The organism is Mycobacterium paraintracellulare, assembly GCF_000276825.1.
GTDB lineage: Bacteria > Actinomycetota > Actinomycetes > Mycobacteriales > Mycobacteriaceae > Mycobacterium > Mycobacterium intracellulare.
Genome location: NC_016948.1, coordinates 2,596,192 through 2,622,828, shown reverse-complemented (window position 1 = coordinate 2,622,828; position 26,637 = coordinate 2,596,192). Strand labels below are relative to the sequence as shown.

31 protein-coding genes are annotated in these 26,637 nt (G+C 67.9%); 15 read left to right on the top strand and 16 right to left on the bottom strand.

Translation table 11 applies throughout. The annotated features are described in order from the left end of the window. Window positions 1-16 precede the first annotated feature (16 nt). The 5 genes from OCQ_RS12180 to OCQ_RS12160 form a co-directional block, all read right to left on the bottom strand. The gene (locus tag OCQ_RS12180; protein ID WP_009955988.1) at window positions 17-511 is read right to left on the bottom strand and encodes an SRPBCC family protein; all 495 of its coding nucleotides are present in this window, start codon (window positions 509-511) and stop codon (window positions 17-19) included. Further along, window positions 511-1,140, bottom strand: coding sequence for a nitroreductase family protein (locus OCQ_RS12175; protein ID WP_009955986.1), 630 nt, complete (start codon window positions 1,138-1,140; stop codon window positions 511-513). Before OCQ_RS12175 ends, OCQ_RS12180 begins: the two co-directional genes overlap by 1 nt. A 104-nt stretch (window positions 1,141-1,244) precedes the next feature. Continuing rightward, the gene (locus tag OCQ_RS12170; RefSeq protein WP_197748743.1) at window positions 1,245-2,216 is read right to left on the bottom strand and encodes an NAD(P)H-dependent flavin oxidoreductase; all 972 of its coding nucleotides are present in this window, start codon (window positions 2,214-2,216) and stop codon (window positions 1,245-1,247) included. An 8-nt stretch (window positions 2,217-2,224) separates the two neighbouring features. Beyond that, window positions 2,225-2,617 (bottom strand): tautomerase family protein, encoded by a 393-nt coding sequence (locus tag OCQ_RS12165; protein WP_009955983.1) that lies wholly within the window; start codon window positions 2,615-2,617, stop codon window positions 2,225-2,227. A 190-nt stretch (window positions 2,618-2,807) separates the two neighbouring features. Next, window positions 2,808-3,407, bottom strand: coding sequence for a TetR/AcrR family transcriptional regulator (locus OCQ_RS12160; protein WP_008256801.1), 600 nt, complete (start codon window positions 3,405-3,407; stop codon window positions 2,808-2,810). A 102-nt stretch (window positions 3,408-3,509) separates the two neighbouring features. Between OCQ_RS12160 and OCQ_RS12155 the strand changes: the two genes are divergently transcribed. Further along, window positions 3,510-5,078, top strand: a complete 1,569-nt coding sequence (locus OCQ_RS12155) for a phytoene desaturase family protein (protein ID WP_014384709.1) — start codon at window positions 3,510-3,512, stop codon at window positions 5,076-5,078. A 10-nt stretch (window positions 5,079-5,088) separates the two neighbouring features. Here the strand turns inward: OCQ_RS12155 and OCQ_RS12150 are convergent, their stop codons facing one another. The 4 genes from OCQ_RS12150 to OCQ_RS12135 all read right to left on the bottom strand — a co-directional run bounded on the left by OCQ_RS12150 (window position 5,089) and on the right by OCQ_RS12135 (window position 6,976). Continuing rightward, window positions 5,089-5,691: a YbhB/YbcL family Raf kinase inhibitor-like protein gene (locus OCQ_RS12150; protein ID WP_043954846.1), complete on the bottom strand. Its 603-nt coding sequence runs from the start codon at window positions 5,689-5,691 to the stop codon at window positions 5,089-5,091. Between the two features lie 62 nt (window positions 5,692-5,753). Further along, window positions 5,754-6,200: an SRPBCC family protein gene (locus OCQ_RS12145; RefSeq protein WP_009955978.1), complete on the bottom strand. Its 447-nt coding sequence runs from the start codon at window positions 6,198-6,200 to the stop codon at window positions 5,754-5,756. 36 nt (window positions 6,201-6,236) lie between these two features. Further along, the gene (locus OCQ_RS12140; RefSeq protein WP_014384707.1) at window positions 6,237-6,653 is read right to left on the bottom strand and encodes an SRPBCC family protein; all 417 of its coding nucleotides are present in this window, start codon (window positions 6,651-6,653) and stop codon (window positions 6,237-6,239) included. Continuing rightward, window positions 6,650-6,976 (bottom strand): ArsR/SmtB family transcription factor, encoded by a 327-nt coding sequence (locus OCQ_RS12135; RefSeq protein WP_009955976.1) that lies wholly within the window; start codon window positions 6,974-6,976, stop codon window positions 6,650-6,652. The genes OCQ_RS12140 and OCQ_RS12135 overlap by 4 nt, the downstream gene beginning before the upstream one ends. A gap of 91 nt (window positions 6,977-7,067) precedes the next feature. Here OCQ_RS12135 and OCQ_RS12130 point away from each other — a divergent pair, with 91 nt between their 5' ends. The 4 genes from OCQ_RS12130 (at window position 7,068) to OCQ_RS12115 (ending at window position 12,369) form a co-directional block, all read left to right on the top strand. Continuing rightward, entirely contained in the window at window positions 7,068-7,781 is a 714-nt protein-coding gene (locus tag OCQ_RS12130; RefSeq protein ID WP_014384706.1) for an MBL fold metallo-hydrolase, read from the top strand. A 137-nt stretch (window positions 7,782-7,918) separates the two neighbouring features. Beyond that, window positions 7,919-10,207, top strand: coding sequence for an isocitrate lyase ICL2 (gene aceA / locus OCQ_RS12125; RefSeq protein WP_008256786.1), 2,289 nt, complete (start codon window positions 7,919-7,921; stop codon window positions 10,205-10,207). Between the two features lie 419 nt (window positions 10,208-10,626). Next, window positions 10,627-11,037, top strand: a complete 411-nt coding sequence (locus OCQ_RS26890) for a hypothetical protein (RefSeq protein ID WP_038538645.1) — start codon at window positions 10,627-10,629, stop codon at window positions 11,035-11,037. A gap of 168 nt (window positions 11,038-11,205) precedes the next feature. Continuing rightward, entirely contained in the window at window positions 11,206-12,369 is a 1,164-nt protein-coding gene (locus OCQ_RS12115) for an LLM class flavin-dependent oxidoreductase (RefSeq protein WP_009956988.1), read from the top strand. Between the two features lie 59 nt (window positions 12,370-12,428). Here the strand turns inward: OCQ_RS12115 and OCQ_RS12110 are convergent, their stop codons facing one another. Continuing rightward, window positions 12,429-12,896, bottom strand: a complete 468-nt coding sequence (locus tag OCQ_RS12110; RefSeq protein ID WP_014384705.1) for an SRPBCC family protein — start codon at window positions 12,894-12,896, stop codon at window positions 12,429-12,431. A 199-nt stretch (window positions 12,897-13,095) separates the two neighbouring features. Here OCQ_RS12110 and OCQ_RS12105 point away from each other — a divergent pair, with 199 nt between their 5' ends. The 3 genes from OCQ_RS12105 to OCQ_RS12095 all read left to right on the top strand — a co-directional run bounded on the left by OCQ_RS12105 (window position 13,096) and on the right by OCQ_RS12095 (window position 17,049). Next, window positions 13,096-14,940 (top strand): fatty acyl-AMP ligase, encoded by a 1,845-nt coding sequence (locus OCQ_RS12105; RefSeq protein WP_014384704.1) that lies wholly within the window; start codon window positions 13,096-13,098, stop codon window positions 14,938-14,940. Window positions 14,941-15,004: 64 nt separating this feature from the next. Further along, complete coding sequence (locus OCQ_RS12100) at window positions 15,005-16,237, top strand: EstA family serine hydrolase (protein ID WP_014384703.1); 1,233 nt, start codon at window positions 15,005-15,007, stop codon at window positions 16,235-16,237. A 134-nt stretch (window positions 16,238-16,371) separates the two neighbouring features. Continuing rightward, window positions 16,372-17,049, top strand: a complete 678-nt coding sequence (locus OCQ_RS12095; RefSeq protein WP_014384702.1) for a hypothetical protein — start codon at window positions 16,372-16,374, stop codon at window positions 17,047-17,049. 7 nt (window positions 17,050-17,056) lie between these two features. On the opposite strand, the gene OCQ_RS12090 is transcribed toward OCQ_RS12095, so the two are convergent. After that, complete coding sequence (locus tag OCQ_RS12090; RefSeq protein WP_014384701.1) at window positions 17,057-17,827, bottom strand: SDR family oxidoreductase; 771 nt, start codon at window positions 17,825-17,827, stop codon at window positions 17,057-17,059. Between the two features lie 59 nt (window positions 17,828-17,886). On the opposite strand from OCQ_RS12090, the gene OCQ_RS12085 reads away from it, so the two are divergent. Next, window positions 17,887-18,363 carry a nuclear transport factor 2 family protein gene (locus OCQ_RS12085; RefSeq protein ID WP_009954865.1) on the top strand — a complete coding sequence of 159 codons (477 nt, stop codon included), beginning with the start codon at window positions 17,887-17,889 and terminating at the stop codon, window positions 18,361-18,363. 155 nt (window positions 18,364-18,518) lie between these two features. Here the strand turns inward: OCQ_RS12085 and OCQ_RS12080 are convergent, their stop codons facing one another. Continuing rightward, entirely contained in the window at window positions 18,519-18,926 is a 408-nt protein-coding gene (locus OCQ_RS12080) for a tautomerase family protein (RefSeq protein ID WP_009954863.1), read from the bottom strand. Window positions 18,927-19,075: 149 nt separating this feature from the next. On the opposite strand from OCQ_RS12080, the gene OCQ_RS12075 reads away from it, so the two are divergent. Continuing rightward, a complete protein-coding gene (locus OCQ_RS12075) occupies window positions 19,076-19,714 on the top strand; it encodes a winged helix-turn-helix transcriptional regulator (protein WP_014384700.1) in 639 nt (212 codons plus the stop codon). Window positions 19,715-19,739: 25 nt separating this feature from the next. Here OCQ_RS12075 and OCQ_RS12070 read toward each other — a convergent pair whose 3' ends face one another. Together OCQ_RS12070 and OCQ_RS12065 are read right to left on the bottom strand one after the other, a co-directional pair. Continuing rightward, window positions 19,740-20,483: a DJ-1/PfpI family protein gene (locus OCQ_RS12070; RefSeq protein WP_009954861.1), complete on the bottom strand. Its 744-nt coding sequence runs from the start codon at window positions 20,481-20,483 to the stop codon at window positions 19,740-19,742. Between the two features lie 18 nt (window positions 20,484-20,501). After that, the gene (locus OCQ_RS12065) at window positions 20,502-21,452 is read right to left on the bottom strand and encodes a GlxA family transcriptional regulator (RefSeq protein ID WP_014384699.1); all 951 of its coding nucleotides are present in this window, start codon (window positions 21,450-21,452) and stop codon (window positions 20,502-20,504) included. Between the two features lie 121 nt (window positions 21,453-21,573). On the opposite strand from OCQ_RS12065, the gene tpx reads away from it, so the two are divergent. Beyond that, the gene (gene tpx, locus OCQ_RS12060) at window positions 21,574-22,068 is read left to right on the top strand and encodes a thiol peroxidase (RefSeq protein ID WP_009954859.1); all 495 of its coding nucleotides are present in this window, start codon (window positions 21,574-21,576) and stop codon (window positions 22,066-22,068) included. 12 nt (window positions 22,069-22,080) lie between these two features. On the opposite strand, the gene OCQ_RS12055 is transcribed toward tpx, so the two are convergent. Both OCQ_RS12055 and OCQ_RS12050 read right to left on the bottom strand, forming a co-directional pair. Then, window positions 22,081-23,052 (bottom strand): NAD(P)H-dependent flavin oxidoreductase, encoded by a 972-nt coding sequence (locus OCQ_RS12055; protein WP_014382568.1) that lies wholly within the window; start codon window positions 23,050-23,052, stop codon window positions 22,081-22,083. Continuing rightward, window positions 23,049-23,429 (bottom strand): NYN domain-containing protein, encoded by a 381-nt coding sequence (locus OCQ_RS12050; protein ID WP_014384698.1) that lies wholly within the window; start codon window positions 23,427-23,429, stop codon window positions 23,049-23,051. Before OCQ_RS12050 ends, OCQ_RS12055 begins: the two co-directional genes overlap by 4 nt. A gap of 77 nt (window positions 23,430-23,506) precedes the next feature. On the opposite strand from OCQ_RS12050, the gene OCQ_RS12045 reads away from it, so the two are divergent. From OCQ_RS12045 to OCQ_RS12030, 4 genes are all read left to right on the top strand, one after another. Further along, window positions 23,507-24,691, top strand: coding sequence for an acyl-CoA dehydrogenase family protein (locus OCQ_RS12045; RefSeq protein ID WP_014382566.1), 1,185 nt, complete (start codon window positions 23,507-23,509; stop codon window positions 24,689-24,691). Between the two features lie 62 nt (window positions 24,692-24,753). Beyond that, window positions 24,754-25,656: an NAD-dependent epimerase/dehydratase family protein gene (locus tag OCQ_RS12040; protein ID WP_014382565.1), complete on the top strand. Its 903-nt coding sequence runs from the start codon at window positions 24,754-24,756 to the stop codon at window positions 25,654-25,656. Window positions 25,657-25,675: 19 nt separating this feature from the next. Continuing rightward, complete coding sequence (locus OCQ_RS12035; RefSeq protein WP_009954852.1) at window positions 25,676-26,128, top strand: helix-turn-helix transcriptional regulator; 453 nt, start codon at window positions 25,676-25,678, stop codon at window positions 26,126-26,128. A gap of 4 nt (window positions 26,129-26,132) precedes the next feature. Then, complete coding sequence (locus OCQ_RS12030) at window positions 26,133-26,543, top strand: VOC family protein (RefSeq protein WP_009954851.1); 411 nt, start codon at window positions 26,133-26,135, stop codon at window positions 26,541-26,543. Window positions 26,544-26,637 lie beyond the last annotated feature (94 nt).

The window sequence follows — 26,637 nt, the reverse complement described above, 5'->3', positions numbered from 1 at the left end:
CGGCAGCAAAGAACGGCTAGACGAGACGCCGGACCCGGCCCGCGCGGGCGAGCGCATGCTCGTACGTCTCGAGGTTGTCACGGGAGATCTTCGCGTAGACCGGGCGTTCGAGGAGGAAGCGCAGCACGGGATTGTAGGCGCGATACGTCTCGTGGAACGTCAGCACGGTGGTGCCGTCGGGCTGCTCCTCGAGCTGGTGATACCCCTCGGCGCGCGACCACAGCGGCGCGCCGACGGCCACGTAACGCGACAGCTTGTCGATCTCGGCTTCGGTCACGGTTTCCCAGGAACGCGCCCGGCCGCCGGTGAGCAGGTATTTGGGCACTTCGAAGACACACGTGCGGACCAGGCCCTCACCGGCCTCGTTGCCCTCGTTGAGGATTTCCATGCTGCCGGTCGGCCATTCGAGCACCCGGGGGCGCGGGGCGTTCGGCGGGGCCGGCGGATGCAGCGCCCGCCAGACCTTCCGCGGCGGAGCGTCGATGTGGAATCGCACGGTGTAGGACTGCATCAGCCTTCCCCCCAGCCATCCCAGAACGTGATGGTCGCCGCCGGCGGGCGTGCGGCCGGCCGGAAGTCGGTGCCGATCGTGTACGCGACGGGGAACAGCGCGGCCTGCGTGACGGTGGGTGGGATGCCCAGCAGCTCGGCCACCTCGCGCTCCTTGAACAGGTGCATCGTCGTCCACACCGATCCCAGCCCGCGCGAGCGGAGCGCCAGCAGAAAGCTCCAGCCGGCCGGGATGATCGACGCCCACGCCGCGGCAGCGATGCCCGGTTCCGCGGTGTCGATGCGCTGGTTAAGGCAGGGGATGACGTGCACCGGGACTTGCCCGAGCGTTTCGGTCAAGCTCATCGCGCTCCGGTACACCCGCTGCGTCTGCGGATCCGTCGCGTTGTCGGCCGCGTACGCCAGGTACTGCGCGCCGATGCTGCGGTAGATCTCGGCGATGGCCGCGCGTTTGTCGGGGTCCGTGATCACCAGCCAGCGCCAGTCCTGCGTGTTGCTCGCCGTGGGCGCCTGCATCGCCAGCTGGATGCACTCCAGGATCACGTCGCGGCCGACCGGCCGGGTGAGGTCGAGCCGTTTGCGCACCGACCGGGTGGTGCTCAGCAGTTCGTCGACGGTGGCGATGTCCATGGGATCCTTAGATGTGTCGGCGGGGGTGGTTAAAGGTGCGGCCCATCATCGCGACGTGAAATTGAGGTGTCGAGCTGAGCAAACCAGACCCCGAGCTCGGCTGTCTAGGCCCTCGCCCGCCGATTGAGGATGTGTGCGGCCTCGGCGACCATGTCGGCGACGATGTCAGCGGCGGGACGGACGTCGCGAACGCGTCCCACGCCTTCGCCGGTCAGGATCGCCGCGGTATCGAAATCCTCTGCGGCAACGGCTTTTTCGTAGTCGGCGACCGCTTGGGGTAGCTGGGCCGTCAGCTCGGGTTCGCGACCGTGCCAGGTGGCGAGGAACGCGTTGCCCAGCGCCCGCGCGTCGTATCCGGCGGGCCAATCGAGGCGGCGCACAACGTCATAGACCCGGGTGCGCACGGTGTCGTCGCCACAGGCCGCGACGGCCCGCCGCTGCGCACGCGGTGACACCAATGCCTCCGGCGACGCCCACAACCTGCTACCCACGACCGCGCCGTCGGCGCCCAGCGCCAGCGCGGCCGCCAATCCGCGGCCGTCGACGACGCCGCCGGCGGCCGCCACCAGCGTGTCGGGTGAGCGTTCGGCCACGAAATCGACCACCTCGGGCACCAATGTGAACGTCGTCCGCCCGCTCATTCCATGTCCGCCGGCTTCGCTGCCCTGCGCGACGATGACCTCCGCCCCGGCGTCCACGGCCCGGCGCGCCTGGTCGAGGTTTTGCACCTGAGCGATGAGCGGGACGCCGGCCGCGTGGATGCGATCGGCGAACGGCCGTAAGTCGCCGAAGGACAACATGATCGCCGCGGGTTGGTGGGCGAGCGCGATGTCGAGCGCCCGCGGGTTGCCCGCCAGGCTCCAGGTGATGAACCCGCAACCGATCCGGGCGCTGTCGGCGTTGTCGAATTCGCGCTGCAGCCATTCGGGATCGCCGTAGCCCCCGCCGAGCAGGCCCAGGCCGCCCGCCCCGGTCACCGCCGCCGCGAGCCGACCCCCGGAGACCAGGGCCATCGGCGCGAGCAGGACGGGCTGCTCGATACCGAAGAATTCCGTCAGGCGGGTCCGCAACGGCACGGTGTCGCTCACTTCAGCTCACCGGTGAGGAACTGTGCGCGGCCGTGGCCGAAAGACCAGTCCTCATCGTTGTTTTCGGTGACCGAGACGATCAAGTCCGCCGGGTCGAGTCCGCACCGGTCGGCGAGGCGGGACGCCAGCAGTTCGTAGAACTTCTGCTTGAGTTCGCGCGGACGTCGCCTGCTGACCACGTGCAGGATGACCTGCCGCGCCGAGCGGTCGATGCCGAGACCGGTGTCCAGCGCGATGACCTCGTGGGCCGGATGAGTGCGGACCACCTGATAGCGATCACGCTCGGGAACACCGAACGCTTCGACCACCGTCTCGTGGATCGCGTCCAGCAGCGCCCGAACCTCCGACGGAGAGCGGCCCCCGATCAGGTCGATGTACAACAGCGGCATGTGTCCTCCATCGCCGGAGTGGATCGTGGATCTCGACGTCTACTCCAACAGACGGTAGGCCCGCGGAAATCCCTCGTGAGATGCGTGCTGCGACACATCGCTCATGAACTCGCGTCTTCGAAGCGGTCGCTACGCCGTGCCGCGCCGCTTTGTCGAGGCGGGGAATAGCGCGCGGGAACTGCAGGGTCGCTCAGGCGAGCCGCGCCAGACCGGAGCGCACCAGATCCAGGCTTGCGGCCACGTCTGCGCCGAGGTCGCCCGCACAACCCTTGCGGCCCCAATTCTCCACTGCCGCAACCAAGGCCGCGGCCAGCGCAGAACCCGCGACCTCGGCCGCCAGGTCGATGTCCGCCGTATCCGGATTGCGCTTCCTGACGAAGTCGGCGAGCACGCCGGCGAACGAGGACTGCACCACTCGCAGGTGGCCCGCGATCCGCTCGGCGCTGATCAGCTCCGCGCGCGCCGTCGCCGCCTGCCGAACCACCTCGAGGTCGTGCGGGAACGCCGAAACACTCGCCAGCACCGCATCGAACAACGACTCCGACGACGGGCGTTGCGCGAGCGCCTCGGCCAGCCATTCCAGCTGCGTCTCGTAATCCTGGAAAAGGACGGCTTCCTTGGTGGGGAAGTGCCGGAAGAAGGTGCGCTCGGTGACGCCGGCCTCGCGCGCCAACTCGGTGACGGTGACATTCGCAAAGCCCTTGCGCGCGAAGCTCTTCAACGCCGCGCGACGTAGGGCCTCATGCGTCGATCGTCGTCGTTGTTCGTGACGGTTGCCCGGGGCGGTCATCTCAGGGGAGATGGTATCCCAGCCGAAGTGGTCACTACTGACATCTTCCAATTATGTCAGTACTGACATATTCTGCACGGGTACCCGACGGAGGCGAGAACCATGAGCACAAATCATTACGACGCGATCGTGGTGGGGGCGGGACACAACGGGCTGACCGCGGCGGCGATCCTGCAACGCGCGGGACTGCGCACCGTGTGCCTGGAGGCCAACACTTATGCGGGCGGCATGGCCGCGACGGTCGAATTGATCGACGGCTTCCGATACGAGATCGCCGGGTCGGTGCAGTTCCCGATGGCAAGCCAGCTCACCAAAGACCTCGGCCTCGACACGCTGCCGGCGGTGGAGCCCGAGGTGATGTCGACAAACATCGGCGACCACGGCGAAGAGCCGATGATCTTCTATCGCGACCCGATGCGACTGATGACGCATCTGGGCGAGAAACACGGAGTCGAGGCCGTCACGGGCATGGCCGAACTGATCGGGTGGAGCCAGGCACCGGCGAAGGCGCTCGGCCGCTTCGACGTCCGCCAACGGCCGAAGACCCTGGACGAAATGTATGCCTGCGCGACCAACGACGCCGAACGCCGTGCCATTCACGACATGCTCTTCGGCTCGGCGATGGACGTGATCGACCGCTATCTGCCCGACCGGGAAAAGCACGCGGTCATGCGCGGGATGCTGGCGTTCCTGGCCGTCAACTCGACCTACCGCGGTCCGTATACACCGGGCAGCGCAACATGTTTGGCGTTCGCGCTGGCGGTGCCCGACGGCAGCACCGCGATGATGACCAAGCTCAAGGGCGGCATCGGCGCCCTCACCGAGCACCTACGCGAGCTCTTCGTCTCCCACGGCGGCGAGATCCGCTTCCGCACCAAGGCCGAGCAGATCCTCGTCGACCGGCAGAAGGTGACCGGCGTGCGGCTGCGCGACGGGTCGACGATTTCGGCGCCGATCGTGGTGTCCAACCTGTCACCCGATGTCACCCTCACCGACCTCATCGCACCAGAACACGTTCCCGCGGAGCTCGTCTCGCGGGTATCCGGCCGCGACCACCGCGCCTCGTTCGTGCAGATCCACTTCGCCCTGGACGGGCTGCCCGAATTCGCCCCACCGTACGAGTTTCTCAACGACGACGGCATGCAACAGTCCATCGGCATCTTCGGGTCGCCCGAATCCCAACAGCTGCACTGGGAGAACTGCCGGCGGGGCATCGTCCCGGACGATCCGTCGATGGGCATGCAGATCCCGTCGGTCCACGACCCCGCCATGGCGCCGCCGGGCAAGCACGCGGCGAGCGCGTTCGCCTACGCGTTTCCGGTCGAATCCGACCGCGGTCAGCACGGGCGCCTCAAAAATGAGATGGCGCAACGGGTTATCGACAAGATCACCAGGTTGGCACCGAACTTCAAGGACATCGTGATACGCCACATCACGTTCGCGCCTTACCACATGAACACTATGTTCGGTGCGCCCGACGGCGACTTCTGCCACGGGCTTTTGCACCCAGACCTGATGGGGCCCAACCGACCCGGACCGCGCGGCTTCCTCGATCTACCCATTCCGATCGACGGTCTCTACCTCGCCGGCGCCGGCTGCCATGGCGGACCGGGCATCACCTTCACCCCGGGGTACAACGCCGGCTACCAGGTGCTCGACGACGCGTCCTGAGGCGAGCCGATCAGCCGCCGAACGCCCCGACGAGCTGCGCCTGCGCGGTCGCGGCGCCGGCGATCGTCTGCGCGGCCTGCACGCCCGCCAGGCCGCCGGGCAGCTGGTAGTCATTGGGAAGCTGATAGAGGGTGAACCGGTAACGATGCGTGCCTGTTCCGTTCGGGGGACAGGGACCCTGATACGCCGACTGGCCGGCCGTGTTCGGCAGAGTGGTTGCGCCGGCTGGGGTTTGGCCCTCGGCCGTGCTGCCGGGCCCGGGGGCGATTCCGATCACCACCCAGTGGACGTACAACCCGGCCGGGGCGTCGGGATCGTCGACGACGAGGGCCGCACCCAGCGGCGCCGACCACACCAACGGCGGTGCGACGTCGGCGCCCTTGCAGGTGTACTGCACCGGAATCGGCGCACCGTCGGCGAAGGCCGGGCTGCTGATCGTCAATGAGCCTCCGGCGGGCGCCTTCGGCGCCGTCTTGCCCAGCGTCGTGACCTTCGGCGCCGGAGACGACGTCGGGTGGCTATCCCCAGTTCCGCCGCAGCCGGTCAGCGGCCCCAGCAGCACCGCTGCTCCGATGAGCGCTGCGGTTCGGCGAAACACGTGCGACGAGTCCATGAAAACAGTCTGACCCGCGCGGGCGCGCCGCGAAAGCACCCGTTTCGGGGTGAGGGCCGCGGCTACTTGGCGCGCTTCTCGACTTCCAGTACCCGCTTGCGCAATCCCTCGGTGGCCGTGTCCATGAGGGTTTTGGCACCCCTCTTGACCAGGAATCCGGGAACGGGCGCCACCAGGTCGACGGTGAGGTCGAAGCGGACCCGGGTGGAGTCCCCCTCGGGAGTCAACGTGTACCGGCCCTCCTGAGCGCGTTGCTGTTTGGAGCTGATCAGGGTCCAGCCGACGCCATCGTCGTGAACGGTGTAGGCGAGCTCCTGTTCGTCGCTGACGCCGACGAGTTTGACCACCTGTCTGGATCGGGTCGGATGGTTTTGGTCGTCCCGCTCGAGCACCTCGACCTTTTTGTGCGCCGACGACCATTCGGTCAACGACTCGAGGTCGAACAGCACATCCAGGATTTCGTCGGGCGTCGCTTCGATGACGACTTCGCGGGAATCGGTGATAGCCATCTCGGGGAGATAGCCGGTGCGACGTCGCTCGAAACCCTAGGGGCTCACGTGAGCGACAACCCGCGTGAGCCGGGGGAGGACCACGTCGCGCCAGCCGGGTCCCATGCGTTCGAAGGCCTGCGCCATGCGGCCGTCGTCGAGGTCAAAGCCGCTGTGCTCCAAGAACACTCGCGTGCCGTCGCCTTCGGCTTCCAGCCGCCAAGTCAGCGTCCAGGCCGCGGTGAACGTGTAGACGAAGCGGTGCGGCGCGTCGACCTCGAGCACCGTGCACGGCTGCTGGCCATAGCCCGGCATGTCGAGCGTGAACGTGTGTCCCACCACCGCGGCCACCTGCCCCTCGGCCCACCAGAGTTTCATCAGGGCGGGTTCGGTGAGCAACCGCCACACCTTCTCCGGTGGCGCCGCGACGAATTGATCCACCCGGATCGTCGCGAACCGTGACGTTGCGGTCATTCCAGCTCCTCTGCCACCTCGGCGAGCCGGGCAAGCCGGGCACGCCAGAACTTCTCGAACGGATGAAGCCACTCACCCAGCTCCGCCAGGGGCTCCGCGGTCAGGTGATAGATCCGATGGCGCCCACGCGGCTCGTCGGCCACCAGCCTCGCGTCACGCAACACCTTGAGATGCTCGGCGACCGCGGGCCGGCTGAGTTCGAACCGCTCGCTGAGCTCCCCGGCCGACAATGGTTGCCGGAACAGGATCTCCAGCAGTTCACGCCGCACCGGGTTGGCCAAGGCGAGAAAGACGCGATCGACGCCAGTCACGGTCGACAACATATGTCGGACAATCCCGACATGTCAACTATTTCCGACACATCGTCCCGGCGCACCGCCGGCGCAGCCCACGCGTGGCCGCTACGTTGCTGGTGTGCATTTCGGCTGGGAAACGCTGTCCGGCGGCGTGCACCGCTGCCGGCTCCCGTTCTGCGATGTCACGATCGGCCTGGTGCGCGGCCGCACCGGAACGCTGCTCGTCGACTCGGGTACCACGCTGGCCGAGGCCGCCGCCATCGACGCCGACGTCCGACGGCTTGCCGGGCGGCCGGTGAGCCATATCGTGTTGACGCACAAGCACTTCGACCACGTCCTGGGCTCATCGTTCTTCGGCCGCGCGAAGATCTACTGCGCGCCCGAGGTCGTCGGGCACCTCCGATCGGCGACCGACCAGATCCGCGCCGAGGCGCTGCGGTACGGCGCCGACGCCACTGAGGTGGACGCGGCGATCGCCGCGCTACGCCCTCCGCGCCGTGGGGTCTACGACGCCAGCGTCGATCTGGGGGATCGGACGGTGACGATCACGCACCTCGGGCGCGGCCACACCGCCTCCGACCTGGTGGTGATCGCGCCCGCGACCAACGCCGGCGACAGGATGGTGGTGTTCACAGGTGACCTGGTCGAGGAGTCCGCCGACCCGGCGATCGACGCCGATTCCGACGTGGCGGCCTGGCCGGCCACCCTCGGGCGACTGCTCGCCGTCGGCGGACCCGACGCCATCTACGTCCCGGGCCACGGCAAGGTCGTCGACGCCGCATTCGTGGCCCGTCAGCGGGACTGGCTTGCCCGGCGCGGAGGCGTCCCGTGATCGGTGGACCATCGAAATGCGCTGTGCCCCAGTAGTTTTGCAACCGTTTCAGCCGAGTCTTTCGACTCCTGATTGAACCGCCCTTCGCGGGGATAGACTCACGTTCAGTGGAGTCGTGCCGGAGAGGGGCGTAAGACATGGCGATCATCGACAAGGACACACAAGTCCGGCCATCGTTCGACGACGAGGTCGCTGCCACGCAGCAATACTTCGACGATCCGCGCTTTTCCCGGATCACCCGCCTGTACACGGCCCGCCAGGTAGCCGAGCAGCGCGGCACCATCCCGACCGACTACACCGTGGCACGAAACGCGGCGGCGGCCTTCTACGAGCGGTTGCGCGAGCTGTTCGCCCAGAAGAAGAGCATCACGACGTTCGGCCCGTACTCGCCCGGCCAGGCGGTCGCGATGAAGCGGATGGGCATCGAGGGGATCTATCTGGGCGGCTGGGCCACCTCGGCCAAGGGGTCCACCACCGAAGATCCCGGACCCGACCTCGCCAGCTACCCGCTAAGCCAGGTGCCCGACGACGCCGCGGTGCTGGTGCGCGCCCTGCTGACCGCCGACCGCAACCAGCAATACCAGCGCCTGCAGATGAGCGAAAAGCAGCGCGCCGCGGCCCCGGTCTACGACTACCGGCCGTTCATCATCGCCGACGCTGATACCGGCCACGGCGGTGACCCGCACGTGCGCAACCTGATCCGCCGGTTCGTCGAGGTCGGCGTGCCCGGCTACCACATCGAGGACCAGCGCCCCGGCACCAAGAAGTGCGGCCATCAGGGCGGCAAGGTGTTAGTGCCGTCCGACGAACAGATCAAACGGCTCAACACCGCGCGCTTCCAGCTCGACATCATGAAGGTGCCGGGCATCATCGTCGCGCGCACCGACGCCGAGGCCGCCAACCTGCTGGACAGCCGGGCCGACGAGCGTGACCAGCCGTTCCTGCTCGGAGCCACCAACCTCAAGATCCCGTCGTACAAGTCGTGCTTCCTGGCGTTGGTGCGTCGCTTCTACGAGCTGGGCGTCAAAGACCTCAACGGCCACCTGCTGTACGCGCTGCCCGAAGGGGAGTACGCCGAGGCCACAGCTTGGCTTGAGCGCCAAGGGATCCAGGGCCTGGTCTCCGACGCCGTCAACGCCTGGCGCGAGGACGGTCAACAGTCGATCGACGACCTGTTCGACCAAGTCGAGTCGCGGTTCGTGGCGGCCTGGGAGGACGACGCCGGCCTGATGACCTACGGCGAGGCCGTCGCCGATGTGCTCGCGTTCGCCGCCAGCGAGGGCGAACCGGCCGATATGAGCGCCGAGGAGTGGCGAGAGTTCGCCGCGACCGCCTCGCTCTACTCGGCCAGGGCCAAGGCGAAGGAGTTGGGCGTCGACCCCGGTTGGGACTGCGAACTCTCGAAGACGCCCGAGGGCTACTACCAGATCCGCGGCGGCATCCCGTACGCCATCGCCAAATCGCTGGCGGCCGCGCCGTTCGCCGACCTCTTGTGGATGGAGACCAAGACCGCCGACCTGGACGACGCCCGGCAGTTCGCCGACGCCATCCACGCCAAGTTCCCCGACCAGATGCTGGCCTACAACCTGTCCCCGTCGTTCAACTGGGACACCACCGGCATGACCGACGAGCAGATGAAGCAGTTCCCCGAGGAACTGGGCAAGATGGGTTTCGTCTTCAACTTCATCACCTACGGCGGACACCAGATCGACGGCGTCGCCGCCGAGGAGTTCGCCACCTCGCTGCAACAGGACGGCATGCTGGCGCTGGCCCGCCTGCAGCGCAAGATGCGCCTGGTCGAATCTCCTTACCGCACACCGCAAACCCTCGTCGGGGGACCGCGCAGTGACGCCGCGCTCACGGCCTCCTCGGGCCGCACCGCCACCACCAAGTCGATGGGCGAAGGCTCGACCCAGCACCAGCACCTGGTGCAGACCGAGGTGCCGAAGAAGCTGCTCGAGGAGTGGCTGGCGATGTGGAGCGAGAACTACGACCTCGGCGAGAAACTGCGGGTGCAACTGCGGCCCCGCCGGGCCGGCTCGGACGTGCTCGAACTCGGCATCTACGGGAACGACGACGAGCAGCTGGCCAACGTGGTCGTCGACCCGATCAAGGACCGGCACGGCCGCAGCATCCTTCAGGTGCGCGACCAGAACACCTTCGCGGAGAAGCTCCGGCAGAAGCGGCTGATGACCTTGATCCACCTCTGGCTGGTGCACCGCTTCAAGGCCGACGGGGTGATCTATGTGACGCCGACCGAGGACAACCTGTATCAGACCTCGAAGATGAAATCCCACGGCATCTTCAGCGAGGTCTACCAGGAGGTCGGCGAGATCATCGTCGCCGAGGTGAATCAGCCCCGCATCGCCGAACTGCTTAAGCCCGACCGCGTGGCGCTGCGCAAGCTGATCACCAAGGAGGGGTAGCCGCGGTTTCGGCTGCGGCCCTGGTCACAGGCTTGCGCGCGGCCCACGCCCGATCGGAAGACGGTCTACTTAGTGAATATAAGGAATTTTCTAATTTACGAGTCAGACATTTCGCCCACGGGAAGGCCCGCACCCGGATACGATTTGTTTCGCCGATGGTCCATAGGCCCGAGATGGGCCATCGGCTTTTAAAAGCCTCGATGGTCATGTTCCCGCGTTCGCCAGATTCCCTTGTGCCGCTGCGGCTCCGCTCCACGGGATCGCGCACGCTCCACTTTCCCGGCCGGCCACGCCCACCCGCGTGACGGCCATCCTTTTCCCGTCGCAATCTCGGCGCCGGAAGTAGTTTGCGCGCCGACGCCCCTGGGTAACAAACAGTGGGCGCCGCGGTGTGGCGCAAGTGGAGATTGGGGGATCTGATGGGATCTGGACCGAGGACAACGGTCGCCCTTTTCGGCGGCGCGGCCATGCTCGTACTGGCGGTCGGCTGCGGCGGCGGTCATAAAGAGGGCCCGAGCAGCACCACCACCCCGACGACCACGCCCTCGTCGAGCGTCGCGCCCTCCACTGCGCCCGGTGAAGGCGGCGGCGGCAACGTGCCCGGCGGCCCGACCGGGGGCGGTGGCCCCGGTGGCGGCGGCGGCAGCGTGCCCGGCGGCCCGACCGGCGGCGGCGGTCCCGGTGGCGGCGGCGGCAGCGTCCCCGGCGGCCCGACCGGCGGCGGCGGTCCCGGTGGCGGCGGCGGCAGCATCCCCGGCGTCGGCGGTGGCGGCGGTGGCCCGGGCGGTGGCGGCGGGTGCGTCGGCAACGTCTGCGGCGGCTACCCGTGATCAGCCACTGGCGTTGAGCCCGTTCTAGTTCGAAGTCCCAGACTTGTTTCGCTAGCCGGTGGGGCCATGGTTACCTGGCCCCACCGGCTGATAACTCTCGGGTTTTTTCTGGCTTCCCGCAGCGCCCGTTGAGCTATGGTTCGGGGGACTCGACTGCAAAGGGATCCCATGGGCAAGCTCAGGTTTGGATACTTCATCGCCCCCTTTCATCGCGCGGGCACCAATCCGACGCTGGCCCTGCAGCGTGATCTCGCGTTCATCGAGCATCTCGACGCCCTTGGCTTTGACGAAGTCTGGTTAGGCGAGCACCATTCCGCCGGAAGCGAAATCATCAGCTCCCCGGAGATTTTCATCGCCGCCGCCGCCGAACGTGCAAAGCGAATCCGGTTCGGCACCGGGGTGATTTCGCTCTCGTATCACAATCCGCTGTGGGTCGCGGATCGGCTGATGCTGCTGGACCATCTCACCCACGGCCGCATCATCGGCGGTGTCGGGCCGGGCTCGCTGCCCAGCGACTCGTCGATGATCGGACTCACCCCCACCGACACGCGCGAGTTGCTGGAAACGAACCTCGACATCGTCGTGCGGCTGCTGGCGGGGGAGACGGTCAGCGCCAAAACGGCAACCCATCAGCTGTTCGACGCCAGGTTGCAGCTCGCCCCGTACTCCGATGGCGGGATCCCGCTGTCGGTCGCCGCGGTCGCGTCGCCGACGGGGGCGCGGCTGGCCGGCAAGCACGGCATCGGGCTGCTGTCCATCGGGGCGACGCTGACCGTCGAGGGCTTCAACGCGCTGTCGTACCACTGGGACATCGTCGAGGAGCGCGCGGCGACCTTCGGCGCGCAGGTCGATCGCCGCAACTGGAGCCTGGTCGGCCTGTTCCATCTCGCCGAGACAGAAAAGCAGGCCCGCGAAGAGGTCAAGTTCGGCATCGAGCCGTGGTTCCGGTACTTCCAGAAGGTGGCCGCGTTCCCGCAGATGACGATGCCGGGAGAACAGCTCGACGAGATGATCGACGTCATCAACGACAACGGCGCGGGCGTGATCGGCACGCCCGAGCGGGCGCGCGAGCAGGTGCAAAGGCTGTGGGATCAGTCCGGCGGGTTCGGTTGCATGCTGCAGATGGGTCACGAGTGGGCGAATCCGGCCGCCACCAGGCGATCCGCCGAATTGTTCGCCGCCGAAGTGATGCCGCACTTTCAGGGCCAGGCTCAGCCGACGCTGGACGCGGCGGCGCGCGCCGGGCAGGCGCGGGAGAGCCTCGCGCAGTCGCAGCTCGATGCGGTCGCGCACATGACCAAGAAGTATCAGGACGAGGTCGAGTCCAAGTAACGGCTTACCGACCCAACCGCCGCGCGAGTGTGCTTCGCGGACCGCATATTTCGCGCTGACTAACGCCCGGCGTTCGACTCGCGCTCGGCCGCCTTCACCAAGCGGCCGGAGAAGAACCGCACCGCCCCGCCCATCGCGGCGCGCATCACCGGGCCGGTTCCGCGAACGCCCTCGGTGAATGAGCCGGTCCGGCGGATGTTAGTGCCGCCGGCCGCATTCGGCGTGAAGACCACCTCGCCGGCGTAGTCCTTGGCCGGGGTAGGCGGCCCCACCAGCTTGTAGGCGTGGCGGCGGTCCGGTTTGTACGCGACGGTCTCCTCCTGCACGAAGACGGGCCACATGCCCACCTTGCGGATGGCCCCGACCCCGCCCGGTGCGGGATCGCCCTCGCGGGCCCAACTCGAGCGCAACACGATTGGCTTGGCCCACTGCGACCAGTTGGCGCCATCAGCGACGAGCCGAAACAGCGTCTCGGCGGGTGCGCTGCTGGTACGGGTGATTTCGAAGGAGAACTTCCGGCCCGACATGACAACTCCTGGTGATAGCAAACCCTACGGCCTTCGATGGCCCTGGACGCCGCTCGCCGGTAGGCTACCGCCCGCCCGACCAGGACCCGGCCACGGGGCCACCTACACCTCACGGAATGAGCGAATGCGGCCGCCGCTCTTGGCGTTTCCCCATTCGTCGGCGTAGGGCCCGCCTGATCGGCTTGCCTAGACTGGCGGCATGGATCACGGTTCCCGGCGCGACGCCGGTGTCCCCGGGCTGCTCCGAATCGAGGACTGCCTGGACGGCGACGGGGGTATCGCGCTGCCACCCGGCGTCAACCTGATATCCCTGATCGACCGCAACATCGCCAACGTCGGTGACGCCGTCGCCTATCGCTACCTCGATTACAGCGGCCCGGGGGATGGCAAGGCCGACGAGGTGACCTGGACCCAGTTCGGTGTCCGGCTGGAAGCCATCGGCGCGCGCATCCAGCAAGTCGCGAGCCGTGGCGAGCGCGTCGCGGTCCTCGCGCCGCAGGGCATCGACTACGTCGCCGGGTTCTACGCGGCCGTCAAGGCCGGAGCCATCGCGGTCCCGCTGTTCGCCCCGGAATTGCCCGGGCACGCCGAGCGCCTGGATACCGCGTTGCGCGACTCGGAGCCCACGGCCCTGCTCACGACCACCGCCGCGCACGGCGCGGTCGCGAAATTCCTGGCCGACCACCCCCACCTGGGCCGGGCGGAAGTGATCGCCATCGACCAGATCCCCGATTCGGCCGGCGAGTCGTTCGAGGCGACCGAGCTCGGCATGGACGACGTGTCGCACCTGCAGTACACGTCGGGATCCACCCGGCCGCCGGTCGGCGTGGAGATCAGCCACCGCGCCGTCGGCACCAACCTGGTGCAGATGATCCTGTCGATCGACCTCTTGGACCGAAACACCCACGGCGTCAGCTGGTTACCGCTCTACCACGACATGGGTTTGTCGATGATCGGCTTTCCCGCCGTCTACGGCGGCCATTCCACGCTGATGTCTCCGGCCGCGTTCGTGCGCCGGCCATTGCGGTGGATCCAGGCGCTGTCCGACGGCTCGCGGCAGGGCAACGTCGTCACCGCCGCGCCGAACTTCGCCTACGAGTGGGCGGCACAGCGCGGCCTGCCCACCGGCGGCGAGGACATCGATCTGCGCAACGTGGTGATGATCATCGGCTCCGAACCGGTCAGCATCGACGCGATCAGGACCTTCAACAAGGCGTTCGCGCCATACGGGTTGCCCCGCACCGCGTTCAAACCGTCCTACGGCATCGCCGAGGGGACGCTGCTCGTCGCGACCATCGCCCCAACGGCGGAAGCGACGGCGGTGTACTTCGACCGCGAACAACTGGGCGCCGGGCACGCGGTCCGCGTTCCCGCGGACGCTCCCAACGCCGTCGCTCAGGTGTCCTGTGGCCAGGTGGCACGCAGCGAATGGGCCGTGATCGTCGACCCCGGCAAAGCAGCCGAATTGCCCGACGGTCAGGTGGGCGAAATCTGGTTGCAGGGCAACAACATTGGTCGCGGATACTGGGGCCTGCCCGAGGCGACTCGGCTGGCGTTCGGCGCCGAACTGCGATCGCGACTGACCGACGGCAGCCATGCTCACAGCGCCGATCTCCAACGCTCGTGGTTGCGCACCGGCGATCTGGGCGTGTACCTCGACGGCGAGCTGTACGTGACGGGGCGGATGGCGGACCTCATCACGATCGAGGGCCGCAACCACTATCCGCACGACATCGAGGCCACCGTCGCCGAAGCGTCCCCGATGATTCGGCGCGGATACGTGACGGCGTTTTCCGTACCGGCCGAAAACAACCCGGGTGCCGACCGGCTCGTCGTCGTCGCCGAACGTGCCGCCGGCACCAGCCGTCAGGACCCACAGCCGGCGATCGAGGCGATCCACGAGGCGGTCTCGCGGCGACACGGCCTGACGGTCTCGGACGTGCGCCTGCTGCCGGCCGGCGCCATCCCGCGGACCACCAGCGGCAAACTGGCCCGTCGGGCATGCCGCGCCGAATACCTCGGCGGCGGCCTAAGCGCCCACTGACCGGGGCGCCCAAACCGGCCCCGCGTGCGCACCCGGCTGGCTAATCTCCACTCGGAGGCGCCAGATGGTTCTCAAGATGACGGTGTCGCCGGACTTGATCGGCGGCGACGTGGATGCCGGCTACGGCAAGGTGGCCGACGCTTTCCGCGCGACTCTTCGCGGCGGCGCGGAAGTCGGCGCGGCCGTCGCCGTCTACCGCGACGGCGCCAAGGTGGTCGACCTGTGGGGCGGGTACCGGAACGGACTGACCAAGGATCCGTGGCGGCCCGACACGATGGTGAACATGTTCTCCACGACCAAAGGGGTGGCCGCCCTCGTCGTGGCGGTGGCGGTGTCCCGCGGACTCATCTCCTATGACGCCAAGGTCGCCGATTACTGGCCGGAATTCGCCCAATCGGGAAAGGCGGATGTCACGGTCCGCCAACTGCTGGGACATCAGGCCGGACTGTGTGCGCTCAAACCGAAGCCGACGCTGGCCGACGTGGCCGACCCGGAGCGGCTGTCGCCGATCCTGGCCGCCCAGACGCCGGCGTGGCGACCGGGCACCCGGCACGGATACCACGCGATCACGCTGGGCTGGTACGAATCCGAGTTGATCCGCCGCACCGACCCCGCCGGCCGCACCCTGGGCCGATTCCTGGCCGACGAGATCGTCACGCCGTCAGGACTCGACCTGCACATCGGCCTGCCGGACTCGGTCGACCGCACGCGAGTCGCCCACGTCCACAATTGGGTGCGGGCGGAAACACTTCTGCACCTGGGCGTGATGCCCCCCGGGTTCGTCGGCGCCTCGCTCAATCCCGTCGGCCTGACGGCACGCACCGTCGGGGTCCCACGAGGGGTCAACGCGTTCAACGGCGACTACAACCGCGACGACGTCCGGGCGGTCGAGATCCCGTCGGTCAACGGCATCGGAACCGCCAGATCGGTCGCGCGCATGTACGGCAGCGCCGCCGCCGGCGGCGCCGAGGTGGGGCTGAGCGCCGCCACGCTCGAGTCCCTGGCGGCGCCGGCGATCTCGCCGAGTCAGGGCGTGCGCGACAAGGTGATGCACGTAGACGCGGCGTATTCGCTCGGCTTCTGTAAGCCGGTGCCGCACTTCACATTCGGTTCATCGGACAAGGCCTTCGGCACCCCCGGCTTCGGAGGCTCCTTCGGATGTGCGGACCCCGACACCGGCATCGGCTTCGCCTACGTCATGAACCGGCTCGGGTTTCACCTGTGGAGCGACCCCCGTGAACTCGCGTTGCGGCAGGCGTTGTTTCGCGATGTGCTCGGGGCGCGCCCACAGAGTTGACCGGATTCGTGCGGCGTCGAGTGTGGGCCCCAGGGACGCGAACCGCACCGGATTCGTCCGTAGTCCCCACGCTCGGCGGCGGGTGCGCCCGCAGAGTGACCGAACACCGACCGTCCTGATGGCATCCTGGCCATGTGGGCTTGCTATTCCGGTTGGCGGAGCTGCTGATCGTGATCCTGCCGCTGACGGGCGCGATCGTGGCCGCGGCGCGCGCGTTCGGCGCCTATCGGCGGCGCGCCGGCGAGCAGCCGCGGGAAGCCGACCGGGCGCCACTGCCCGACGCGCCCGCCGGCGGCGCCTCCGCCAACAACCACGCGGCCCAGTGGCGCGCGATCCGGCGCGTCCTCGACGAGCACAACCGCACCGATGATCGTTGGCTCGAGTACGAACTCGACGTCGCCAAGCTGCTGGACTTTCCGCTCATGACCGACATGCGCGATGCGCTGACGGTCGCGTTCCACAAGGCTAAACTCCGCGCCGACTTCCTGCGGCCCGCCAAGGCCGAAGACCTGCTCGACGATCGGGACGCCGCCGCCCAATACATGGCCGCCGTCGAGGATTACGCGACCGCGTTCAACGCCGCGGAGGCCGAAGCGATGCGCCGACGCCGCAACGATTTTTCCCAAGCGGATCAGCAACGGATTGCCCGCGCCCAGAGCCTGCTTCGGGTGGCCGCCGACCCCGCGGCGGCGGCGCACGAACGTCAGCGCGCCTACGAGGTTGCCCGCAGCGAACTCGACGGCATTTTGGTGCTGCCGTCCACTGCGCAGGCGAAGATCGAACGCGGGATCTCCGGCGAGATCGAGCGGTGACGAAGCGCTACGGGCAGCTGTATCCGCCGTCGATCACGAGGTCCGAACCGGTCATGTAGCTGGACGCCTCGCTGGCCAGGTACAGGTAGAGGCCGGTGAGTTCCTCGGGCCGGCCGATGCGGCCGAGCGGAATCTTCGGCTCCCACAGGCGGTGATACTCCTCGAGGGGCTCGACGAGCTCGGTGAGGATGTAGCCGGGGCTGACGCTGTTGAGCCGAATGTTGTGGGGCGCGAATTCGACTGCCATCGCCTTGGTCAGGTGGATGACCGCCGCCTTGGAGGCGCAGTAGTGGCCGACCTGCTGCGGGACGTTGATGATGTGGCCGGACATCGAGGCGGTGGTGATGATGGCGCCACCGTGTCCCTGGCGGACCATCGCCCGGGCCGCCGCCTGGGCGGTGAGAAAGACTCCGGTCACGTTGGTGTCCTGGATGCGCTGGAACTCCTCCGGCGACATCTCCAGCATCGGGGTGACGGCGATGATCCCGGCGTTGCACACGGCGACGTCGATGCCGCCCAACTCCGCGGTCACCCGGTCCACCATGGTGCCCACCTGGTCCGGTTGGGTCACGTCGCAACGGATCGGCACCACGTTGCCCTCCCCGTCCGCGGCCAGCTCGGCGGCGACGCGTTGTAAGGCTTCGAAATTCCGTGCCGCAAGGGCCACCTGGGCGCCGGCTTGCAGATACGCCTGGGCCACCTTCTTGCCGATGCCGCTTGACGCCCCGGTCACCAACGCGCGCTTGCCGCGCAAGTCGAACAGGTCCCACACGTTCATTCGATAACCCTATTCGCAACGGGCAACCCGAAACCGAAACACGTTCTAGTGTGTCCGCTATGGGCAAATTCACCAGGGCAGAAATCGACAAAGCCGTCGAGAACTACACCAAGGTCGTCGAGGGGTGCAGCGCGTCGGGCGACTGGCGTCCCTTCGCGGATCTGTTCACCGAAGACGTCGTCTACACCGAGCATCACTACGGCGTCTTCCACGGGCGCGAGGCGGTCCGGGACTGGATCGTCGCGGTGATGGCGCCGTTTCCGCACATGCGCTTTCCCAACGACTGGATCGCCCACGATGAGGACAACGACGCCGTCGTCGTCATGATCAAGAACCTGCTGGACCATCCCACCGATCCGGACGGCGAACCGTTCTGGTTCCCCAACTGGACCCGGCTGGTCTATGCCGGGAACGGCCTGTTCTCCAGCGAGGAGGACATCTACAACCCCGACCGTGATGCGCCCGGTGTCGTCGCGGCGTGGATGCAGGCCGGCGGGCAGCTCGCCACGACCGAGATCCTGCAGCCCAACGCTTAACGTCTGCCGTCCTAAGCTCCAACCATACTGCGCGCCAAAGCATTTCGAAAAGCTGACGCCGACCGGCGTCCCCGCGCACCGTACCGGCTTGGACCAGAGCACCGCGTCTGCACCCCGGTCCAAGCCGATCGGCGAGTCCGCTGTTGTGCGGGATCTCAGCGGTTCAGCGCGGCGACCGCTTCAACGATTTCCGGCTTGTCGGATTGAAGGCTGCCCCGCCAGCCGACGTCGCGTAACGGGTAGTGATTGATCAACACGAGAACTTCGTCGATGTTGGCGATCCCGTCGTAGGCCGCGCCGACGGCCGACTCGATCTTTTGCACCAACTTCCTCTTGGCGTCGAGGTTCGCCAGTTCGGGCGCTTCCAAGGAAACCACCGGTCGGATCGGCTCGGCTCGCACGCGACCATCTTGGGACACGTTGTCAGCCGAGTACTCCCGCAGCCATCCGCGGGTATCGGGGATGGGATAGGCCTCATCGAGCGCATCGGTGATCTCCTTCAGCATTTTTTGCTTGGCGTTCGGTGGCGCACCGATCGGTGCGTCAACGGTGAATACGGGCATGACTCTCTCTCCTTGATGGTCGTCCGGGTGGACGCGTTCGATGCTAACCCGACTACTTGGAATTTCCAAGTATGAACTTGGCTAATCCAATTAGCACTGGTAGACTGCCGTTCATGGCAGGGAAACGCAGGTACGACACCGGGTGCGCGGTGGCCCACGCGCTGGATTTGGTCGGTGAGCGTTGGGCGTTGTTGGTGGTTCGCGAGCTGCTGCTCGGCCCAAAACGTTTCACGGATCTGCTGGCCGGCTTGCCCGGCGCCAGTCCGGACATGCTTACCCAGCGATTGCGCGAGCTCACCGACGCGCAGGTCGTGCTCCGGCGTCGGCTCAACCCGCCCAGCGCGTCCTGGGTCTACGAATTGACGCCGTGGGGGGCCGAATTGGCGCCGACCGTGCTCGGGCTGGCCCGCTGGGCCAGCCGCTCACCGTCCATGCCTTACGACGCTCCGCTGAGCGTCGACTCCCTGATGCTTTCCCTGACAGCCCTTTTCGACCGACGAGCCGCAGCCGGATTGGACGCGACAATCGCAATCCATCTGAGCGGTCAACCCTTTCGGCTCCGCATCACCGGCGGCGAGCTCAGCCTCACGCGCGGCGAGGACGATCACCCGGACGCCACCCTGGTAACCGATCAGGCCACGCTCCTGTCGCTGCTCCGCACCGACAATGGGCTCGACGCGATGGTCGAGGACGGGTCGCTACGCATCGTCGGCGACCGCGCCGTCGTGGAGAGGTTCCGGCGCCTGTTTCCCTTGCCGGCTCCTGCCGAACCTGCGCCTGACGCGTGAAGCTCAGGGCGCGCAGTCGGCGGTGCTAGGCGGGGAAACGAACCGGCTGGCGCCTGCGCCGCCGCGACCGGACCCTACCCAGCGCCTGCTCCCAGGCCAGCAACGTCGTGGCCTTGACGTTGGCGGGCTTCACGCTGTCCTTGGACAGCAGCGCCGTCGCCGCGGCCTTCGTGGTCGCCGACGCCTTCGACATGTGGCCCGAGTCGAACGGCGGCTGCGGGTCGTATTCGAGCGCGAGTTGGATTGCCTTGGCGCGGTTTTCGCCACCGATCTGTCCGGCCAGCCACAGCGCGAGGTCGAGGCCGGCGGACACACCCGCGCTGGTGACGATGTCGTCCTGGTGCACGATCCGTTCGTCGGCCACGGGGATGGCGCCGAAGGCCTTCAGCGCGGGAATCGTCAGCCAGTGCGACGTCGCCCGCCGCCCGTCGAGCAGGCCCGCGGCGGCCAGGATGACCGAGCCCGAGCACACCGACGCCGTCCAGCGCGCGGTGCGGTGCGCGCGGCGCAGCCAGTCGAGCAGCGCGTCATCGCGGGCATGGACCGGGGTCGAGGGACCTCCGGGGACGAGAATCACGTCGGGAGAGGGTGTTTCGGCCAGGGTGTGCGTGGCGCCGATGACCAGCACGCCGGAGTCGGCGGTGATCGGTCCGGCCTCGTGCCAGACGAACCGCACCTGCGCGCCCGGCAGGTTGCGCAGCACCTCGTAGGGGCCGATCATGTCCAGCGCGGTGAATCCTGGGTAGGCCACGAAGGCGATTTGGGTCATGAGTGTCGTCCTTTCCGGCTAAGCGAAGGCCTTGCGGTACTGGTCGGGCGAAATGCCCACGCGGCGAAGGAAATTGCGGCGCATCGTCTCTGCGGTTCCGAAGCCGCATCGGGCGGCGATCGCGACGACGGTGTCGTCGGTCTCCTCCAACTGCCGGCGCGCGGCCTCGGTGCGGATGCGCTCGACGTACTGGCCGGGCGCCTCGCCGATTTCGGCGGTGAACACCCGGGTGAAGTGGCGCGGGCTCATCGCCGCCCGGCGGGCCAGGTCGTCGACGCTGTGCGAACCGCCCGGCTCGGCCTCGATGGTCTCCTGCACCTCGCGGATCGAGTCCCGGCGGGCCCGCGGCATCCACACCGGCGCCGCGAACTGCGTCTGCCCGCCGGGGCGGCGCAGATGCAGCACGAGCCAACGAGCCACCGTCTGCGCGACCTCGGTGCCGTGGTCCTCCTCGATCAGCGCGAGCGCAACGTCGATGCCCGCCGTGACCCCCGCCGCGGTCCACACGGTCTCGGAGCTCCGGACGAAGATCGGGTCGGCGTCGACCTCGATGGCGGGGAACTCGCTCGCCAACCGCTCGGCGAAGGCCCAGTGGGTGGTCACCCGCTGCCCGTCCAGCAGCCCCGCCTGGGCGGCCAGGAACGCGCCGGTGCACACCGTCACCATGCGCCGGGCATGTCCGGCGACGGCCTTGACCCAGGCGACGAGCTCGGCATCGGCGCGCGCCGCGTCGATGCCGCCGCCTCCGGGCAGCACGACCGTGTCGATCGAGTCGCCCGGGTCCGGCAACGGCGCCGCGACGAAGGCCAGCCCGGTAGCCGTCGACACCGGTTGGCCGTCGACCGAGGCGACGGTGACGTCGTAGCTGCCGCCCGTCAACAGCGACGCGGTCGTGAAGACGTCATGAGGCCCGATCACATCGAGCGCCTGCACGCCGGGATAACCGGCGATCACCACCTTGCGAGGCATGAACCCAGTGTTGGACACGCGACGGCCTGGCGTCTACGCCATGCACCCCACCAATTAGGACACGCGGGCCTGCGCCCACCCTGCCCCATCGCGCTCGCAGCAGTGTTGGCAGACTGTGCGCATGGCACAGATAACGTTGCGTGGAAACCCGATCAACACAGTCGGCGAGCTGCCCCCCGTCGGATCCAAAGCCCCGGGCTTCAGCCTGACGGGCGGCGATCTGGCCCCGGTCAGCAGCGAGCAGTTCGGCGGTAAGCCCGTGGTGCTCAACATCTTTCCGTCCGTGGACACCCCGGTCTGCGCGACCAGTGTGCGGACATTCAACGAGCGCGCCGCCGGGGGCGGGGCGACCGTCGTGAACGTCTCGAAGGATCTGCCGTTCGCGCAGGCGCGATTCTGTGGCGCCGAGGGCATCGAGAACGTCAAGACCGCGTCGGCGTTCCGGGACAGCTTCGGCGAGGACTACGGCGTCACCATCGCCGACGGCCCGATGGCGGGGCTGCTCGCGCGGGCCATCGTGGTGATCGGCGCCGACGGCAACGTCGCCTACACCGAACTGGTGCCCGAGATCGCGCAGGAGCCCAACTACGACGCGGCGCTGGCCGCGGCGGGCTGATCTCGCGGCACGCTAGGCGCGCGCCTCGCCGCCGACCGTCCCGAGGCGGTCGGCGGTGGCGGCGAGCACCTCGCGGCAGCCTTTCCACATCTGATCGATGATGTCGGCGGCCGGGGGCAGGTCGTCGATACGACCCGCCACCTGGCCGGTATTGGCGACGCTGGCGTCCAGGTCGCCGTCGAAATAGAGCCGCTGCACGCGTTGCAGCGCCGCGGCGCCCTCGCCGGCAGACGTCGCGGCGTCCAGCCGCTCGGCCGCGGGCGTGCGGATGACGCGCATCATCCGTTTGCCGTCGAGGGGGAGCATTACCGTGCCCGTCTCGTCGGCGTCGACGACCGCTTGCTTGAGATTGCCGTGCACCGGCGAATCCGCCGAGGCGAGTAACCGCGTGCCCATCTGCACCGCTTCGGCGCCCAGGACGAAAGCGGCCGCCATCGATCGGGCGTCGCAGATCCCGCCGGCGGCCACGATCGGAACGTCGACGTGGGCCGCCACCAAGGGCAGCAGCACCATGGTGGAGGCGCCGAAGCGGTTCTTGAAGCCGCCGCCCTCGACGCCTTCGACCACGAGCCCGTCCACGCCGGCGTCGACGGCCTTGCGGGCCGCGGCCAACGTGCCCACCACGTGGAAGACCGTGATGCCCGCGTCGTGCAGCCGATCGGTGAACAGCGCGGGGTCCCCGGCCGAGGTGGTCACGAACCGAATGTCGTTGGCGACAAGTAAATCCAGCATGGCGGGATCACGGTTGAACAGCAGCGCGATGTTGGCGCCCACGGCACCGTCGGTCAGGTCGCGCACCCGCCGCAGGTCGGCTCGGCCTTGATCCGAGGTGGTCTCGATGATGCCGAGGCCCCCGGCGTTCGACACCGCCGCGGCCAGCTGGGCGCCGGCGATGTAGGTCATCGGGGCCTGCATGATCGGGATGTCGATGCGCGCGAGCGCGCAGACCCGGTTGGGTACGGGACCCGGCGCGCCGGCGGTCATCGGTCCCGCGGATCGACAAGGTCGCGAAAGCTTTCCGACCGATGGACGGACACCCCCAGGCTTCGCACCCGCTCGGTCAGCGCGCGGTCGGATGTCACCACCCGAATGTCGCGCGGCGCGGCGTCGGCCGCGACCAGCCGGACGATCTCGTCGTCGGCCGAGTTCGCGGCCGCCCTGGGGGCGTAGGCAATCTCGACCGCCGACGACGCGATCACCCTCGACGGCGGTCGCTCAAAAACCACTGTCACCGTTTCTCCTTGACTCGAGGCCCATCGATCCAGGTGCTCCACCAATGCGACCATCGCACCCTCGCGGTCCTTCCACCAACCGTCGGGGCGACTTCCGATCACATTCATGCCGTCGACGATCCAGCGCACAACCCACACCGTAAACGACGTGCCGCGACGGCCGATTTTCGTTCTCAAAGCCATGGCCGGTTGATACGGTCACCCCCATGACGTCGATCGCCGACACCGAAGACCGGGTCGTCTCGCTCGCGCGCGGCATGCGCGAGCTGGTGGCTGCCCAGGCCCCCGAATCCGAACGCATGCGCACCCTGACTCCGGCGATCGTCGACGAGATGTGGGCCAGCGGGCTGATGTCGGCGTTCAACCCCGTCGCCGCCGGCGGCGTCGAGCCGTCCTTCACCGAGATGATCGAGACCTGGATCGAAATGGCTTGGCAGGACGGTTCGTTCGGCTGGGTGGGGATCGCCAATCTGCCGTCGTCCTTCGCCGCCGCCGCATACCTGCCGGACGAGGGCTTCGCCGAGGTGTTCACCGCCCACGACAACCGCGTCACCATGGGCGGTCAATTCTTTCCCAACGGACAGGGAGCCGCCGTCGACGGCGGCTACGTCGTCACCGGGGCGTGGAACTTCGGTTCGGGAATCGGGCACTCGCACTACGTTGCCGCCGGGTTCCTGCCGATGGACAACGGCGAGATGCGCTGGATCAGTGAAGGTTTCCCCGAGATGCGGGTCGCTGTCATTCCCCGCTCCGAGATCAGCTTCGACGACGGCTGGTATGTCCAGGGGCTCAAGGGAACCGGGTCCTACGACTACAGCGCCACCGACGTGTTCGTCCCGGCAGGCCGCACGTTCGAACTGTTCACCCGGCAGCCGCACCGGGGATCGTCGCCGGCCACCCGGATGGGCCTGATGCCCGTCACCGCGGCCGGGCACGCGTCGTGGGCCCTGGGCGTCGCCAAGAGCATGCTCGACGACGTTCAGGAGCTGGCCGCGACGAAATTCCGGATGAGTGACATGGCGTCGCTGGCCAGCCGCCCGACCTTCCAGAAGGGGCTGGCGCATCACCGGGCGGCGTGGCGTGCGGCCCGGCTGCTGGTGCTCGACGCGTTCACCACCGCCGAGGCGGCGGTGGCCTCGGGGGAGGAGCTGACACCGGCCCTGCGCGCCGACATGCGGGTGGCCGCCGTCTTCGCCACCGACACCGCCCGAAGCTGCGCCGAGTGGGCCCATCTCGTCGCCGGGACCACCTCGATCCGGGAGGGCAGCCGGCTCGAGCGCGCCTTCCGTGACATCTACACCGGAACCCAGCACGCCTTCATCAGCGAGAAGGTGGCCATCGACGCCGCGCAGATATGGCTGGGCATCATCGACGACCAGCCCGGGCTGTGATCCGCCGGCGAACGTTGACGGATCCACTGACGGCCCAACGGCTCCTCGCTAGCATTGCCCCCATGCGCGGCTCGAAGATCCTGATCACCGGTCCAACCGGTCAAATCGCGACCCCCATCGCCCGGGCGCTCGCGGCCGACAACGAAGTGTGGGGGATCGCCCGCTTCACCGATCCCGCCGCGCGACAAGGCCTCGAGGCGGCCGGAATTCGATGCGAGACAGTGAATTTGGCCGCCGGCGACTTCAACGGTATCCCAAAGGATTTCGATTACGTGCTCAACTTGGCGGTGGCCAAGAGCGGCAGCTGGGACAAGGACCTGGCGGCCAACGCGGAGTCGGTGGGCCTGCTCATGGCCCACTGCCGCGAGGCGAAGGCCTTCCTGCATTGTTCGTCGGCCGCCGTCTACGACCCCCCGGACGACGACCCCCGCAGCGAGCGCTCCGCCCTGGGGGACAACCACAAGCCGCTGTTTCCCACCTATTCCATCTCCAAAATCGCCGGGGAGGTGGTCGCCCGTTCGGTGGCCCGTGTCATCGGACTGCCCACCACGATCGCCCGGCTCAACGTCCCCTACGGCGACAACGGCGGGTGGCCGTTCTACCACATGGAGATGATGCTGGCCGGCATCCCGATCCCCGTGCCGCCCGGCGAACCCGCCCGCTACAACCCGATTCACGAGGACGACATCATCGCCACCATCCCCAAGCTGCTTCAGGTCGCGTCGGTCCCGGCCACCACCGTCAACTGGTGCGGTGACCAGACCGTCAGCCTGCAGGAGTGGTGTGACTACCTCGGCTCGCTGGTCGGCAAAGCGCCGATCTTCGAGCCCAGCGACCAAGCGCTGCGCGGCAACCCCACCACCGTCGACAGGATGCACGAGCTCATCGGCAGCACCACGGTCGACTGGCGCGAGGGAATTCGCCGCATGGCGGCCAAGTTCCACCCGGAACTTGTCGGCGTCTAACCGATTGCGGTAGCCCGGAGTGACCGGCAGAGCGGACGCGACGGCGCAGCGGCTGCGGACCCTTGTTCTGTTGCGCCGCGTCCGGGACCGAATCGACCGCGACTACACGCAGCCGTTGAACGTCGAAGCGCTGGCCCGTGACGCGCACATGTCCGCCGGCCACCTCAGCCGCGAATTCCGTTCTGCCTACGGCGAATCGCCGTACTCCTACTTGATGACGCGACGCATCGAGCGCGCGATGGCACTGCTTCGCCGCGGCGACCTGAGCGTCACCGAGGTCTGCTTCGCGGTCGGCTGCTCGTCATTGGGCACCTTCAGTAGCCGGTTCACCGAATTGGTGGGTGTACCACCCAGCACTTATCGCCGGCAGTCAACCGATGCGCTGGCCGGCATACCGCCATGCGTGGCCAAACAGGTGTCGAGACCGATCAGGAATCGAGAAGCAGCCGCCGGCGGACCGGACCTAGCCTGACCGCATGAACATCACCATTCACTCGAGCTTCCTTCCCCATGACGATCCGGAAGCGTCACTCGCCTTCTATCGCGACGTTCTCGGCTTCGAAGTCCGCCTCGACGTCGGCAAGGGCGCGATGCGCTGGATCACGGTCGGCCCGCCGAACCAGCCGGACACCTCCATCGTCTTGAACCCCCCGGCCGCCAACCCGGGCCTCACCGACGACGAGCGCCGCACCATCGCCGAGATGATGGCCAAGGGCAGCTACGCCACACTGTTGCTGGCCACCAAGGATTTGGACGGCACCTTCGAACAGCTCCAGGGCAATGACGTCGAGATCGTCCAGGAGCCCACCGACCAGCCGTACGGCCTTCGCGACTGCGCCGTGCGCGATCCCGCGGGCAACCTCATTCGTATCCAAGAACTGCGCTGAGCCCATCCGCCTGCGAATGCTTGACCAGCCGTGTGCAGAATGCTAAGCAAGTGCTCAGCACTGAGCGCATTCGGCGCTGGTTGCGACGACTGGC